This is a genomic window from Pseudalkalibacillus sp. Hm43 (assembly GCF_054170705.1).
This window is the reverse complement of the sequence record NZ_CM135129.1, coordinates 2354665-2369959: the sequence shown is the minus strand read 5'-3', so window position 1 is coordinate 2369959 and position 15295 is coordinate 2354665. Positions and strand designations below refer to the sequence as shown.

Annotated in this window: 16 protein-coding genes; all 16 read left to right on the top strand. The window is 44.6% G+C overall.

From position 1 onward, the window contains the following. Positions 1 to 71 precede the first annotated feature (71 nt). The 16 genes from ACXQIQ_RS12665 (at position 72) to ACXQIQ_RS12590 (ending at position 15234) form a co-directional block, all read left to right on the top strand. Positions 72 to 812 carry a vWA domain-containing protein gene (locus ACXQIQ_RS12665; protein ID WP_439302419.1) on the top strand — a complete coding sequence of 247 codons (741 nt, stop codon included), beginning with the start codon at positions 72 to 74 and terminating at the stop codon, positions 810 to 812. Continuing rightward, positions 784 to 1776 (top strand): serine/threonine protein kinase, encoded by a 993-nt coding sequence (locus ACXQIQ_RS12660; RefSeq protein WP_439302418.1) that lies wholly within the window; start codon positions 784 to 786, stop codon positions 1774 to 1776. The genes ACXQIQ_RS12665 and ACXQIQ_RS12660 overlap by 29 nt, the downstream gene beginning before the upstream one ends. Before the next feature lie 56 nt (positions 1777 to 1832). Then, positions 1833 to 3233 carry a tRNA lysidine(34) synthetase TilS gene (gene tilS, locus ACXQIQ_RS12655; RefSeq protein WP_439302417.1) on the top strand — a complete coding sequence of 467 codons (1401 nt, stop codon included), beginning with the start codon at positions 1833 to 1835 and terminating at the stop codon, positions 3231 to 3233. Positions 3234 to 3248: 15 nt separating this feature from the next. Next, complete coding sequence (hpt, locus tag ACXQIQ_RS12650) at positions 3249 to 3791, top strand: hypoxanthine phosphoribosyltransferase (RefSeq protein ID WP_226552608.1); 543 nt, start codon at positions 3249 to 3251, stop codon at positions 3789 to 3791. 77 nt (positions 3792 to 3868) lie between these two features. After that, complete coding sequence (gene ftsH / locus ACXQIQ_RS12645; RefSeq protein WP_439302416.1) at positions 3869 to 5836, top strand: ATP-dependent zinc metalloprotease FtsH; 1968 nt, start codon at positions 3869 to 3871, stop codon at positions 5834 to 5836. Positions 5837 to 5944: 108 nt separating this feature from the next. Further along, positions 5945 to 6718: a type III pantothenate kinase gene (locus tag ACXQIQ_RS12640; RefSeq protein WP_439302415.1), complete on the top strand. Its 774-nt coding sequence runs from the start codon at positions 5945 to 5947 to the stop codon at positions 6716 to 6718. 16 nt (positions 6719 to 6734) lie between these two features. Then, on the top strand, positions 6735 to 7631 hold the full coding sequence (hslO, locus tag ACXQIQ_RS12635; RefSeq protein WP_439302414.1) for an Hsp33 family molecular chaperone HslO: 897 nt from the start codon (positions 6735 to 6737) through the stop codon (positions 7629 to 7631). Beyond that, on the top strand, positions 7628 to 8551 hold the full coding sequence (locus tag ACXQIQ_RS12630) for a peptidyl-prolyl cis-trans isomerase (RefSeq protein ID WP_439302413.1): 924 nt from the start codon (positions 7628 to 7630) through the stop codon (positions 8549 to 8551). Before hslO ends, ACXQIQ_RS12630 begins: the two co-directional genes overlap by 4 nt. Positions 8552 to 8628: 77 nt before the next feature. Beyond that, positions 8629 to 9555, top strand: coding sequence for a cysteine synthase A (gene cysK, locus ACXQIQ_RS12625; protein ID WP_226552598.1), 927 nt, complete (start codon positions 8629 to 8631; stop codon positions 9553 to 9555). 527 nt (positions 9556 to 10082) lie between these two features. Further along, positions 10083 to 11525 (top strand): aminodeoxychorismate synthase, component I, encoded by a 1443-nt coding sequence (pabB, locus tag ACXQIQ_RS12620; protein ID WP_439302412.1) that lies wholly within the window; start codon positions 10083 to 10085, stop codon positions 11523 to 11525. 3 nt (positions 11526 to 11528) lie between these two features. Next, positions 11529 to 12122, top strand: a complete 594-nt coding sequence (pabA, locus tag ACXQIQ_RS12615) for an aminodeoxychorismate/anthranilate synthase component II (protein WP_439302411.1) — start codon at positions 11529 to 11531, stop codon at positions 12120 to 12122. Beyond that, positions 12107 to 12961: an aminodeoxychorismate lyase gene (gene pabC / locus ACXQIQ_RS12610; protein WP_439302410.1), complete on the top strand. Its 855-nt coding sequence runs from the start codon at positions 12107 to 12109 to the stop codon at positions 12959 to 12961. Before pabA ends, pabC begins: the two co-directional genes overlap by 16 nt. A 381-nt stretch (positions 12962 to 13342) precedes the next feature. Next, complete coding sequence (gene folP / locus ACXQIQ_RS12605; protein ID WP_439302452.1) at positions 13343 to 14188, top strand: dihydropteroate synthase; 846 nt, start codon at positions 13343 to 13345, stop codon at positions 14186 to 14188. Next, complete coding sequence (gene folB, locus ACXQIQ_RS12600; RefSeq protein WP_439302409.1) at positions 14181 to 14543, top strand: dihydroneopterin aldolase; 363 nt, start codon at positions 14181 to 14183, stop codon at positions 14541 to 14543. The genes folP and folB overlap by 8 nt, the downstream gene beginning before the upstream one ends. Further along, entirely contained in the window at positions 14540 to 15064 is a 525-nt protein-coding gene (gene folK / locus ACXQIQ_RS12595; protein WP_439302408.1) for a 2-amino-4-hydroxy-6-hydroxymethyldihydropteridine diphosphokinase, read from the top strand. The genes folB and folK overlap by 4 nt, the downstream gene beginning before the upstream one ends. Further along, entirely contained in the window at positions 15016 to 15234 is a 219-nt protein-coding gene (locus ACXQIQ_RS12590) for a helix-turn-helix domain-containing protein (protein ID WP_439302407.1), read from the top strand. The genes folK and ACXQIQ_RS12590 overlap by 49 nt, the downstream gene beginning before the upstream one ends. The last annotated feature ends 61 nt before the right edge of the window (positions 15235 to 15295 follow it).

Genomic DNA, 15295 nt, shown 5'->3' with positions numbered 1-15295 from the left:
CTTGATTCTAGTATAAATCCCCTCGGCCTTGACCATCATGGTAATAACAATTTGAGAGAGGGGATTTTTGCATGAGTAAAGGCACATTAAAACAAATCCTGTTGATTACAGATGGATGCTCGAATCATGGTGAAGACCCGGTAGCCATCGCCGCATTGGCGAGGGAAAAAGGGATTGCCATCAACGTAATCGGAATCTTATCCCAGAACGAAGCGTATGGTGAACATGGACTGAAAGAAGTAGAAGATATCGCGATGAGCGGTGGGGGTGTCAGTCAAATCGTTTACGCGAACCAGCTGGCCCAAACCGTGAAAATGGTCACCCAAAAGGCAATGACTCAAACGATCCACGGGATGATCAACAAAGAATTGACCCACATCTTAGGCGATGAAAAACAAATGGAAGATCTACCACCCGATAAACGCGGTGAAGTGATGGAAGTCGTGGATGAAATCGGTGAAACGGTCAATCTTGAAGTATTGATTCTCGTCGATATTTCAGCAAGTATGGATGACAAGCTCCCGACTGTCCAAGAATCATTGTTGGATCTTTCCATCTCACTCAATTCGAGAACGGGTAAGAATCAATTTGCCATCTATGCGTTCCCTGGTAAAAAGCAATCCATTGAACGGTTGATGGATTGGACACCACAATTGGATACGATCGGAAAAGTATTCAAAAAAATATCGACTGGTGGCATTACACCGACCGGTCCTGCCTTACAGGAAGCGCTTGAGCTGTTCCCAGAAAGAGGTTCGAAGCGTAGACTCCTAGGTGAGTATGATGAATACATCGAAGAATCCGGAAGTTAAACTGACCCCTGGTGATCTCATTGTTGGAAAGTGGAACCGAAACCAATATACAATTCTTCGCGAATTGGGCTCAGGTGCTACGGGCACGGTTTACCTAGCAAGAGGAAATCGTTCCAAAGTAGCTGTAAAGGTCAGTCATGACACACTTTCGATTACCTCTGAGGTCAATGTCCTCAAACATCTATCGAAGGTCCAGGGGAAAACACTTGGACCTTCTTTTATCGAAATGGATGATTGGGTGACCTTGAAGGGAGCACTCCCGTTCTATGTGATGGAATATGTACAAGGCGAGTCGTTATTTGTTTTCATGCGGCAGCGGAAGGAAGAATGGTTCGGAATCCTTATGTTGCAGTTGCTTCGGGATCTGACCGACCTTCATGCCTCGGGATGGGTTTTCGGCGATTTGAAACCGGACAACCTGCTCATCTCAGGACCGCCTCCGAAAATACGTTGGTTGGATGTCGGAGGAACGACTATGATCGGCAGGGCCATCAAAGAATATACGGAGTTTTTCGACCGGGGATATTGGGGTATGGGTTCAAGGAAGGCTGAGCCTAGCTATGACTTGTTCGCAGTCGGGATGATCATCATCAACTATGCGTATCCGAAACGATTCGATAAGAAAGAGGGTGGATGGAACCAACTGCAGAAGGCGATAGATCAGAACAGGTGGCTGAAGAAATATCGAGCGATTCTGTACAAAGCCTTGCATGGTCAGTATTCATCCGCAGAACAGATGAGAGAGGATTTATTGAAACATTATTCTGCTAAATCATCTGCAAAAACCACCTCTGCGTCTCGTCCTATCCAAAAGACCAGTCCTTCCGTCACCCCGCCAATGAACCAAAATGGCAGGTATAAACGGAAGAAAATGAAAAAACGCCGACATATGACCGAAACGGTGCTGATCTTCTTGTTTCTATTGGTTTTCTATGTCGTCTATTTGATGGGCCAGACGATGTAAATCGGATGAACATGTTATAATTTCATCAATAGACTGAATTGATGGTGAGGATCTTCATGCAGCAAGCAATCGACGAATTTATCCAACGAAATAGACTATTGAACAAAGGAAGCAAAGTGGTCGTAGGTGTCTCGGGTGGACCGGATTCTATGGCGCTGCTTCATTATTTAATGGGGAAACGTGACAAACTGGACTTGAAGATCGTCGTTGCACATATGGATCATATGTTCAGGGGGGAAGAATCTGCTGAGGACGCACGCTTTGTCATTCAATATTGTAACCAGCATGCCATTGAAATTGAACATTCTGAAAAAAACCTTCCTTTATATATAGAAGAAACAGGAGAGTCTCCTCAACAGGCTGCTCGAAAGGTAAGGTATCAGTTTTTATCCGACATGATGGTCCAACATGAAGCCGATTACCTTGCTTTAGCCCACCATGGAGATGATCAAGTGGAAACGATGTTGATGAATATGGTGAGAGGGACAAGCCTCACAGGACTTTCAGGAATCCCTTTTATGAGACCATTCTCGACAGGGAAAATCATCCGACCTTTACTCAATGTAACGAAACAAGAGATCCTTCTTTATTGTGAGAACAATGCAATCCCTTATCGTATGGATCCGAGCAACACAGATCCGAAATATACACGGAACAGGTTCAGGAAGCACGTGTTACCTTTTTTGAAAGAAGAAAATCGGAATGTCCATGAGAAATTTCAATCCTTAAGTGAATCTATATTGGAAGATGAGGCATATTTGGAACAACAGGCAGAGGAAGCGCTCGAGAATGTTATTGTGGAAAAGTGTGACAATCAATTGACATTGTCGATCGTGCCCTTTCTGAAGGTGGCAATTCCTTTACAAAGGAGAGGGATTCATCTAATATTAAACTATCTTTATCCAACAAGCCAAGAGAATATTATGTCCAATCATATCAAGGATTGTCTGCAGCTGATCATGTCTGATTACCCGTCAGGAACCCTCCATCTCCCAGATGGATTGATTGTCCGACGGTCCTATGAGAAGTGTACTTTCACCTTCGAAACCGATGAGACAGGCTCCCCTTATCGTTATCCAATACATTCTGGCGAAACTTATCCATTACCAATGGGAAACTTGAGTTATCACCGTTTAACCGGAATGAAAACCGATAAAAAAGGGAAAGATTATCTCGTGTTTGCATCCACGCAAGTGCAGTTGCCGCTCATCGTCCGGACGAGGGAAGATGGAGATCGAATCCGTCCTGTCGGGGTCAATGGCTCTAGAAAAGTGAAGGATATCTTCATTGATGAGAAAGTTCCGAAGCACTTACGGAACGTCTGGCCCATCGTCACCGATTCGACAGGGAAAATCATTTGGATTCCAGGCTTGAAGCATGCGGAACTCCCGCCTGTTTCAGGAGATGATATGGATTGGATGTTTTTATCTTTTGAAAATACAAGGCATGAGGTCTAGGAGGAATACATACTTATGAGAAACGATATGGAAGAGATCTTGATCTCTGAAGAAGAGATTCAAGAAAAGGTCCACGAGCTTGCTGAACAACTATCCGAAGAGTACAAAGATCGTTTTCCGCTTGTCATCGGTGTATTGAAAGGGGCACTACCTTTCATGGCGGATCTTGTAAAACGGATGGACATTCATGTTGAATTGGATTTCATGGATGTATCGAGTTACGGAAATTCAACAGTGTCATCTGGTGAAGTGAAAATCGTGAAGGATTTGAACACTTCATTAGAGGGTCGTGACGTATTGATAGTAGAAGATATCATCGACAGCGGCCTGACTTTGAACTATCTGATTGAAATCTTCAAGCATCGTAAAGCGAAATCTATCAAGATCGTCACACTTCTGGATAAGCCATCCGGGCGTAAGGTTGATCTTAAGCCTGACACAGCCGGTTTCATCGTACCGGATGCATTCGTAGTCGGGTATGGACTGGACTTTGCAGAGCGCTATCGTAATCTTCCATTCATTGGTGTTTTGAAGCCAGAGATTTACCAAAACCAGTAAAGTCAAATTGTTGTGAATAAATGAACACATGTGATACTATAATTAATGATTTGTTTGTATGCGAGAGGAGGTAAGGGATGAATCGCATCTTTAGAAATACAATATTCTATCTATTAATATTCCTTGTCGTTGTAGGGATTGTCAGCTTTTTCAACGGCAACAACAACGACGTTGAACAATTAAGATATGATCAATTCAAAACAAAACTTCAAGATGGTGAAGTAAGATCCCTTTCAATGCAACCGAAGAACCAGGTGTTCGTCATCCAAGGACAGCTTACGAACTATGAGGATGAACAATACTTTAACACGAATATTCCACCAGCATTGACAGAGGAAGTCCTTACATTAGCTGAGCAAGCAGAGCAACCTGTTGAAGTTGATGTGAAAGAAGCAGAAGGTACGAGCGGCTGGGTAACATTCTTTACCTCGATCATTCCGTTTGTCATCATCTTTATCTTATTCTTCTTCTTACTTAACCAGGCACAAGGCGGCGGAAGCCGTGTCATGAATTTCGGTAAGAGTAAAGCCAAGCTTTATAGTGAAGAAAAGAAAAAAGTCACCTTTAAAGACGTTGCGGGTGCTGATGAAGAAAAGCAAGAACTTGTTGAGGTCGTCGAATTCTTGAAGGATCCTCGTAAGTTCGCTTCCCTCGGAGCGCGTATTCCGAAAGGTGTCCTGCTTGTAGGACCTCCAGGTACAGGTAAAACCTTGCTTGCAAGAGCGGTTGCCGGAGAAGCGGGAGTACCATTCTTCTCTATCAGTGGTTCCGACTTCGTTGAAATGTTTGTCGGTGTCGGTGCATCACGTGTTCGTGACTTGTTCGAAAACGCGAAGAAAAACGCACCATGTATCATCTTCATTGATGAGATTGATGCCGTTGGTCGTCAGCGTGGCGCAGGACTTGGCGGCGGTCACGATGAGCGTGAACAGACATTGAACCAATTACTCGTTGAAATGGACGGATTCAGTGCGAACGAAGGTATCATTATCGTTGCAGCAACGAACCGACCGGATATCTTGGACCCAGCATTATTGCGTCCTGGTCGTTTTGACCGTCAAATTCCTGTCGGACGTCCAGATGTCAAAGGTCGTGAAGCGGTACTTAAAGTACATGCTCGAAACAAACCTCTTGCTGAAGAGGTCGACCTGAAGACCATTGCCATGAGAACTCCAGGATTCTCAGGCGCAGATCTGGAGAACTTATTGAACGAAGCAGCGCTTGTTGCTGCCCGTCAAAATAAGAAAAAAGTAGACATGGAAGACATCGACGAAGCAACGGACCGTGTCATTGCAGGTCCTGCCAAGAAGAGCCGTGTCATTTCTGATAAAGAAAAGAACATTGTTGCATACCATGAAGCTGGACATACGATCATCGGTCTTGCTCTGGATAATGCAGAAATTGTTCATAAGGTTACGATCGTACCACGCGGTCAAGCCGGTGGATATGCGGTCACATTGCCTAAGGAAGACCGTTACTTCATGACGAAGCCTGAACTGATCGATAAGATCACAGGATTGCTTGGTGGTCGGGTTGCCGAGGAAATCACATTCGGTGAATCCAGTACTGGAGCAAGTAACGACTTCCAACGTGCGACTGGTATCGCCCGCCGCATGGTTACGGAATTCGGTATGAGTGAAAAGCTTGGACCGATGCAGTTTGGTCAAGGCCAAGGAGGAAACGTCTTTCTCGGTAGAGACATTCAGAACGAACAGAATTACAGTGATGCCATTGCTCATGAGATCGACCTTGAAGTTCAGAAGATCATCATGGAAGCATACAACCACTGTAAAGAAGTTCTTGTTCAGAACCAGGAGCAGCTGAACTTGATTGCTGAGACGCTGAAAGAAGTGGAAACACTGGATAGCGAGCAAATCAAATCTCTATATGAAACAGGTAAAATGCCTGAAGGATATAAAGCTCCTGAAAAGAAAAAAGAAACTTCTTCTGAAGATGATGTGAAAGTGAACATCAATAAGAAGGAAGAAGATACTACTGAAGAGTCGAATGAAACAAACGATTCAGACGACAATAAAAACGAATAAAGCTTATATGATAAAGGATGTCCATCACGGGCATCCTTTTCTTACACGTGTTTTCATGGGTTGTTTGTGTTATAACTAAAGAAAATGGTATAGATAGTGGGGAATAGAATGATTTTAGTAATGGATGTTGGAAATACGAATATCGTCCTCGGTGTATATGAAGGGGATGAATTGAAATACCACTGGAGAGTTGGTACAAGTAAAAAGAAGTCAGAAGATGAATACGGGATGTTCATTTCCAATCTGTTGACACATGTTGGATTGGCGTTCAAAGATATCGATGGGATCATCCTTTCATCGGTTGTACCGCCACTCATGTTCCCGCTTGAGAAGATGTGTGAGAAATACTTCAACTTGAAACCACTCGTAATTGGACCTGGAATCAAGACAGGTTTGAATATCAAAACAGAAAACCCGCGCGAAGTGGGGGCAGATCGTATCGTTAATGCAGTAGCAGCTTTACATGAGTATAAAAGTCCGTTGATCATTGTCGATTTTGGAACAGCAACGACATATTGTTATATAGATGAACAAAATAATTACCTCGGAGGAGCGATCTCCCCTGGTATCGGCATTTCGACTGAAGCGCTCTATACGAATGCAGCCAAGCTACCTCGAATCGAGATCATGAGACCGGATCATGTCGTCGGGAAAAATACGGTAAGTGCGATGCAAGCAGGAATCTTTTACGGATATGTAGGTCAGGTGGAAGGAATTGTCCAACGAATGAAGGACCAATCCGGTCAAAACCCGACGGTCATCGCCACTGGTGGGTTAGCTCACCTGATTGGGGACGAATCTGCCATCATCGATGTCGTAGATCCATTCCTCACGTTGAAAGGTCTTCAACTCATCTATCATAAAAACACAGATTTACATTAAGAAAGGGAGTTTCACCATGTCAGATTACTTAGTCAAAGCATTAGCTTTCAATGGAAACATCCGAGCTTTTGCTGTCGATACAACCGAAATGATTCGAGAAGCACAGCGTCGTCAAGGCACATTGCCGACTGCGTCTGCAGCACTAGGCCGAGCAATGACGGCTTCTACCATGATGGCGTCCATGCTGAAAGGTGAAAGCAATAAATTGACCGTCAAGATTGAAGGGGATGGACCGCTCGGACCGATCATCGTCGATGCGAACGTCCAAGGGGAAACCCGTGGCTATGTTTCCAACCCGCTTGTCCATTTCGACTTGAATGCGAAAGGAAAGCTTGATGTTGCTCGAGCTGTCGGAAAGAATGGACATCTATCCGTCGTCAAAGATCTCGGTATGCGGGACAAATTCACTGGACAAGTTCCTCTCGTTTCAGGGGAATTAGGAGAAGACTTTACGTATTACTTCGTATCATCTGAACAGATTCCATCGGCTGTCGCAGTCGGTGTGCTGGTCAACCCTGATAATACCGTCCTTGCTTCAGGCGGTTTCGTCATCCAGGTCATGCCAGGAGCGCAAGATGAGATGATTACGTTCATTGAGAAGCGTCTAGAGAATTTAGATCCTGTTTCCAAAATGATCGAAGCAGGCCATACGCCAGAACAACTTCTCTACAATGTATTAGGAGAAGAAAATGTGAAGATCTTATCGACATCTCCAGTTGCATTCAAATGCACCTGCTCAAGAGAGCGGTTTGCCGATGCCATCATCAGCCTTGGGGAAGATGAAATTACGGATATGATTCAGGAAGATGGAAAAGCGGACGCAAAATGTCATTTCTGCAACGAGGAGTATCATTACACGAAAGAGGATCTCGAATCCTTCTTAGATGAAGCGCGTAAGGAGAAAAGTGAATGAAGTCAAAGTGGCTCATCATCATTGCGGCATTTCTGTTGGTGACGAATATCGGCACAGTCGTATATTTCATGTCAGCTGATGAAGAAACAACGGGTGGAGACAAAGGCTCTGTCCTTTCTTCATTCTCAGGGAATGTGGCGCAGGTTGGGGAACAATCCATATCTGAAGGGGATTGGGTTGAACGTTTGAAAGAGCGATACGGAAAAGAAGTGCTTACGCAAATGATCAATAAGGAAGTTGTATCACAGCTTGCAACGAAGCATGACATCACCGTATCGGATGAAGAATTGAATAGAGAGATTGAGCTGTATCACCGAATGGTGGGTACAAGTGCAGATGGGCATGAACACCCAGACGTTGAACAAATGGGTGATAAAGAACTGAAAGAGGAAATTAAACACGCAATCTTACTTGAAGAATTAATTACGAAAGATGTCGTCATCAACGAGGATGAATTGCGTAAATATTATAAAGAGAATGAGCATCTTTATGACCTGAAGCCTCTCTATCAGATTTCTCAAATTCTAGTGGAATCGAAAGAGGAAGCGGAACAAGTCATTCAAGAACTCGAGAACGGTTCATCCTTCTCAACGCTCGCAAGAGAACGTTCCATTGATGAATTTTCAGCTCCTAGCGGAGGTGCCATGGGGTGGGTGGACACAACAAGTAATTATGTCGACCCAGCATACCTCGAGATCATAGAAGATATGGAAACCGGTAAATGGAGAGGTCCGATCCAAACAGAAGCAGGATATGGAATCGTATATCTCCATGATGTGAAAAAGGGAAGCAAGTATGAGTTCGAAGAAGTGAAAGGACAGATTCGACGTCAACTCGCGATCCAGCAACTTGATGCAAACTTCGATCCGAAACAACTTTGGGATGAATTAAAGGTCGAGTGGGAATACGGTTCTCAATAATTGAATAAAGATTCTGATAATGCTATGATTGGATACAGTATTCCTATGAAAATACTAAGAATTGGGGAGTGAATGGTGTGAGAGTGGGAAATTCAATTGTAGATTTGATCGGACAGACGCCAATTGTAAAATTGAACCGTTTGACGGGCAATGAAGATGCAGATGTATATCTGAAGCTTGAATTCATGAACCCAGGTAGCAGTGTCAAAGACCGTATCGCTTTTGCGATGGTAGAAGCAGCTGAAAAAGAAGGAAAGCTGAAAGAAGGTGACACCATCATCGAGCCGACGAGTGGAAATACTGGGATCGGGCTTGCGATGGTAGCTGCAGCAAAAGGCTATAGAACGATCCTCGTCATGCCTGATACGATGAGTATGGAACGTCGTAACCTCCTTCGTGCCTACGGTGCAGAACTCGTACTTACTCCCGGCCCAGAAGGAATGAAGGGAGCAATTGCGAAGGCGGAAGAACTGGCAGAGGAACACGGTTACTTCATGCCGCAACAGTTCAGAAACGAAGCGAATCCTACCATCCATAGAGATACGACCGGTAAGGAAATCGTTGAGCAGATGGGTGATCAGCTAGATGCCTTCATTTCCGGGATTGGAACAGGCGGAACGATCACCGGTGCAGGTGAAGTGTTGAAAAAACACTACCCTTCCATTCAGCTGTATGCAGTGGAGCCGCAGGATTCACCTGTACTATCAGGCGGCAAACCAGGACCGCATAAGATTCAAGGGATCGGTGCAGGCTTCGTGCCGTCGATATTGAATACGTCGATTTACGATGAAGTCCTTACGATCACGACAGATGAATCGTTTGAATATGCTCGCCGAGCAGCTAGAGAAGAAGGTCTATTAGGTGGAATCTCCTCAGGTGCAGCCATAGCGGCGGCATTGAAGGTCGCAAAAAAGCTTGGTAAAGGGAAGAAAGTCCTCGCAATCATACCAAGTAACGGTGAACGCTACTTAAGTACACCACTCTATCAATTTGAACAAGAATAATCATAGCAGATCATAAAGAGCTGACCAGACGGTCGGCTTTTTTTCCTGTTTTCGCAAGCTTTGTTGCTCTTGCACTTGAAGAAAGTATAAAATACTTTCTTCAGTATAAGGGCAACTAAGACTCGACCTATTAAAGGCTTGGTCTCGCCAAGTTTTCTTTAAAAGTAGTTGATTTCCGCTCCAGGTGCTCGCTTTCCGCGGGGCGTGCGGTGAGCCCACTCACTTGCACAGGATGTGCTGGCTTCGACGTTCACCACAGGACGTGGTGGGTCTTAGTCGTAGATCCTTTTAAAAAGTGAATGGTCTCACCTGTCCCGCTGATCCCGCTGGAGTCTCGCACCTTGCTCTTCAATCAAATTGCACAAGTTGCTTCTTTAGCCATTAGCAATCATCCGTAAGAAAAGATCCAAAGAAATAAATATCTTCATACATTATCAATGTAAATAAATGGAGGCTGTTTTTACGTGTCATCCCTGTACTGTTCATGTACAATGAAAGAGGAAAATGAACGTCAGGAGAGGACTTCAATGCAACAGTTCAAAAGACTCCGGTTTTCAAAAACCGTTAACGCTAACCTACAAAATTGGTTTGAGCGATATACAGCTTTTAAAGATGGACATCCTCATCACGTCCTGCTCGAAAGCGGGAGAGGTGGCCGTTTCCATATCATCGGTGTATCGCCAAGCGCTATGTTGATTGGAAAAGACGACCGTCTTGAAATCCGTGTTTCAGCAACAGGTCATATTGAGACCAGACATGGAGACTTGCTTGCTTTGACAGAGCAATATCTTCAGTCCTACATCATCGATGAAGGAGCTCATGAAGAAACAGAACTACCTGATTTTAAAGGTGGCGCAATCGGCTACATCAGTTATGATATTGCCCGACAAATCGAACGGCTTCCCGTTCAAGCAATCGACGATATGGACATGCCGGATGTATACTTCATGATTTTCGAGGACTTTATCGTGTTGGATAAAAAAACAGAAAAACTGACCTTTGTTACACACGTCAGCGAAGAGGCTCAAAGTCAAGCCGCTCAGAAGTTAAATGATATGCAGCAACAATGGTTTGAGGAACGTGAAAATCAAAGTGACGTTAGCCATACAGGAAACATGCAGCCTGAAACGATGGAATACTCCATCGATGAAGAAGCGTTCAAATCGGCCGTACACCAAGTGCAGGACTATATCCGCAGTGGTGATGTGTTCCAAGTGAATCTATCTGTTCGCCAAACACAGCGATTGAACTCTGAACCGTTCAGCATCTATGAACAATTAAGGCAGTTCAATCCGTCACCTTATATGGGTTATATGGAAACCCCTGCATTCCAACTTGTCAATGGCTCACCTGAGCTCCTTGTAAAGAAACAAGGAAATCACGTAAGTACACGACCGATCGCTGGGACAAGGTCACGCGGCAAGACCCCTGCAGAGGATGAAGCATTGGCTAAAACGCTCATAGAAAATGAAAAAGAACGTGCAGAACATGTCATGCTCGTTGACCTGGAGCGAAACGATCTAGGTCGTGTGTGTCAGTATGGAACCGTTGAAGTGAATGAGTTCATGGTCATCGAAAAATATTCGCACGTCATGCACATCGTCTCCAATGTACAAGGTGAACTCGCGCCAGAGCGAAGTACGATGGATTTAATCCGGGCTACCTTCCCAGGTGGAACAATTACCGGTGCACCGAAAATCCGGACGATGGAAATCATTGAAGAACTCGAACCGGTTCGACGGGGCATCTATACTGGTTCAATCGGATGGATTGGATTTGATGGTGATGCTGAGTTGAATATTGCGATTCGGACAATGATCTGTAAGGATGGGAAAGCACATGTCCAAGCTGGCGCCGGAATCGTCATCGATTCGGACCCGAAAGCTGAATTCAAGGAAAGCTTGAAGAAAGCGAAAGCGCTCTGGCATGCAAAAGAACTAAGTGAACAAGCAACAACGAAGAGGGTGTAGAAAATGATTGTGATGATCGATAATTACGATTCTTTCACATACAATTTGGTTCAATACCTTGGAGAGCTGGGTGAGGAACTGATCGTCAAACGGAATGACGAAATCACCATTGAAGAAATTGAACAGCTTGACCCAAGTTATTTGATGATATCGCCAGGACCGTGCAGTCCTGATGAAGCGGGGATCAGCCTGGAAGCGATACGCTATTTTGCTGGGAAAATCCCGATATTCGGAGTCTGCTTAGGGCATCAATCCATTGCACAAGTGTTTGGAGGAGAGGTCGTACGTGCAGAGAGACTGATGCACGGTAAAACATCACCAATACTGCATGATGGTAGAACGATTTTCCAAGGGATGATGCCTGACATGTTAGCGACTCGTTATCACTCGCTCATTGTCGATCGTGGCACTCTGCCAGACTGTTTCGACATATCTGCTGAAACGGAAGAGGGAGAAATCATGGCGATCCGCCACAAAACCCTGGCGATTGAAGGTGTGCAATTCCACCCTGAATCCATCATGACAGAGAACGGTAAACAGCTTCTCCGCAATTTTATTGCAGAATATGGACGTGAATTGGTATGTACATCTACCTGAATGGCGAAATTGTAGAAGATAGCGAGGCAAGGATTTCTCCATTTGATTATGGGTACTTGTACGGTATAGGCTTTTTTGAAACACTCCGCATCTATCACGGCCATCCCTTTCTGTTGGACGATCACTTGGACAGAATCAACAAGGCTCTGCAGGACCTCAACATTGACTATACGTTCGAGAAAAACGATGTGTTGGAAATCATCCATCAGCTGCTTGAACGGAACCAATGGAAAAATGCGAGTATCCGTATCAACCTCTCGGCGGGTGAAGGAGAAGCTGCATTAAGGACGCTTCATTTTACAAAACCGACCGTACTGATCTATGGAAGCTCTTTACCGCAAGCAGGAGTGGAGCTACAGCAGAAAAAAGCCCGTATTCTATCTGTCAAAAGAAGCAGTCCTGAGGGGCATGAGCGATGGAAATCCCATCATTTCATGAATAACTTGATCGCGAAGCAGGAAATCAACGATCCAAGTACGGAAGGCATTTTTATGACAGCCGATGGTTTTGTAGCGGAAGGCATCACTTCTAACCTTTTTTGGGTAAAAGAAAAGATCGTTCATACCCCTTCGCTTGATACTGGTATATTGAATGGGATCACAAGGCAATATGTGATGTCGCTTTGTGAGAAACTAGGTATTCCGGTGAAAGAAGGACGGTATACACAAAAAGATCTTCTCAATGCAGACGAATGCTTCTTGACGAACTCTGTTCAAGAAATCACCGCCGTTCGAACGATAGATGATACTTCTTTTCCTGGTGATACAGGAGAAGTGACGACAGAACTGTTCCGCTACTATCAACAGGATCGAGAAAGACGCTGGTCGAGGAGACCATAGAAAGGATTTTACAAAATGAGATACAACCCTATCATTATCCACCCGCGCACTGAAACGGATGCTATGAATGAGCTTATGTCTGTTGGAGCAAGGATCGATCGGGATAGAAGAAATCGGTTAATTGCGAGTAAAACGGTCGTACGATTAGAAGATCTTTCGTTGAAAGTCGCTTGGTTGGTGAAACAAACGATGCTTCAGAAAGGTCTGGATTCCATCATATCCGAAGGCGCTGAAGAAATGGATGCGGAGACGACCCATGCCTTGTTGCTTGGTCATTCATACGGAATGCAGTTAGCTGTAGAAGACCTGCTTCGACATGAATCGGATGAAGTCACCCTTGTTGGTAGAGAACTCAAAGAACTGTTGGATGGACTAGAACGGATGCAACATCCATGGGTAATCAACCTCCGAGACCAATCATTAGATCTGAACGAGCGCACTTGGATCATGGGAATCCTCAATGTCACACCCGATTCTTTCTCAGATGGCGGTAACTTCAACTCCATTGATCGCGCCGTACAGCATGCTGAAGAAATGGTAGTCGCCGGTGCAGATATTATCGACATCGGTGGAGAGTCGACTCGCCCAGGAGCGGAAAAGGTCTCCCTTGAAGAAGAGATTGAAAGGGTCGTTCCGATCATCAAGGCGGTTCGGGCCGCGGTGGATGTACCTATATCAATTGATACGTATAAAGCAGAAGTAGCCAAACAGGCTATAGAAGCAGGTGCCGACATCATCAATGATGTTTGGGGAGCTAAAGCGGATACGAAAATGGCTGAAGTTGCAGCAGATTATCAAGTGCCGATCATCTTGATGCATAACCAGGACGAAAATCGTTATGACCATCTCATGTCGGACATTGCAAAAGGTCTAAGGGAAAGCATTGATCTTGTAAAAGAAGCTGGCGTGAAAGACGAGAACATCATCCTCGATCCGGGAATTGGTTTTGCAAAAACGTATGAAGATAACCTTGAAGTGATGGCGAACCTGGAGGTGCTGACGAAACTCGGCTATCCCGTCACACTCGGAACTTCGCGGAAATCCTTTATCGGGAAAGTTCTCCAGACCGAGGCGGATCAACGGATGGAGGGGACAGGCGCAACAACTTGTCTAGGCATACAAAAAGGATGTCAGCTCGTTCGTGTACACGATGTGCTTGAAAACAAACGCATGGCCATGATGATGGATGCCATGCTAATGAAGAAGGGAGCTGTGCAACATGGATAAAATTTATATCGATAATATGAAATTTTATGGTTATCACGGTGTATACCCTGAGGAAAACAAATTGGGGCAACGCTTCAATGTCGACTTGATCTTAGAATGTGATTTGACCGAAGCGTCGAAATCCGATGACATCGAGAGCACTGTCCATTACGGTCAAGCTTATGAACTTACAAAAGAAATCGTCGAAGGGAAACCGAAGAAGCTCGTAGAGACGATTGCAGAAGACATCGCCCAAGCCTTACTCAAAAAATTCCCGATCGTCGAGGCGTGTACAGTGAAGGTCATCAAACCGGATCCACCAATCCCAGGACACTATGATGCAGTAGCCATTGAAATCAAGAGGTCTCGTACATGAAGGATGTTTTCATTGCATTAGGGTCCAACATTGGAGACCGTTCCGGTTTTTTGCGAAGTGCTTTGAAGGAAATTGATTCTCTCGATCAGACGAATGTCGTGAAAGTATCCTCCATATATGAAACAGAACCCGTCGGTTATACCGATCAAGATGTTTTTTTGAATATGGTGGCGAAGATCGAGACGGAAATCCCACCTCATGAGTTGTTGGATCTTTTATTGAAGATCGAAAAGAAGCTCGACCGTACACGTGAGGTACACTGGGGTCCACGCACGATAGACCTTGACATTTTGTTGTATAATCAAGAGAATATACTATCAGAAGACCTAAAAATACCACATCCTAGAATGCTCGAAAGAGGATTTGTCATGATTCCCCTTTATGAGCTTCAACCTGATTTGCAATTTCCACATACGGATGAAAACTTTGAGAAGGTCATCGAAGAAAGATTGGACAAAAAAGGAGTATACGTATGGAAGCGGAACAATGGGGAAGGCGAATTCGGGCTTTTCGAAAACTGAAAGGTTTCACCCAAGAAGGGCTCGCAGGGGAAATGAACATATCTGTATCGATTCTCGGTGAGATTGAACGAGGGAATCGCATGCCAGATGAAGATATGATCCAAAAAGTCAGTCAGACTTTGAAAATATCATTAGAAGAACTTTCTCCAAAAAAAGTACAGCAGTCGTAAAAGAGTGGAACAACACGTTCCAAATCGGTGAAATAACAAAAAGAAGTTAAAGTAGGATAAC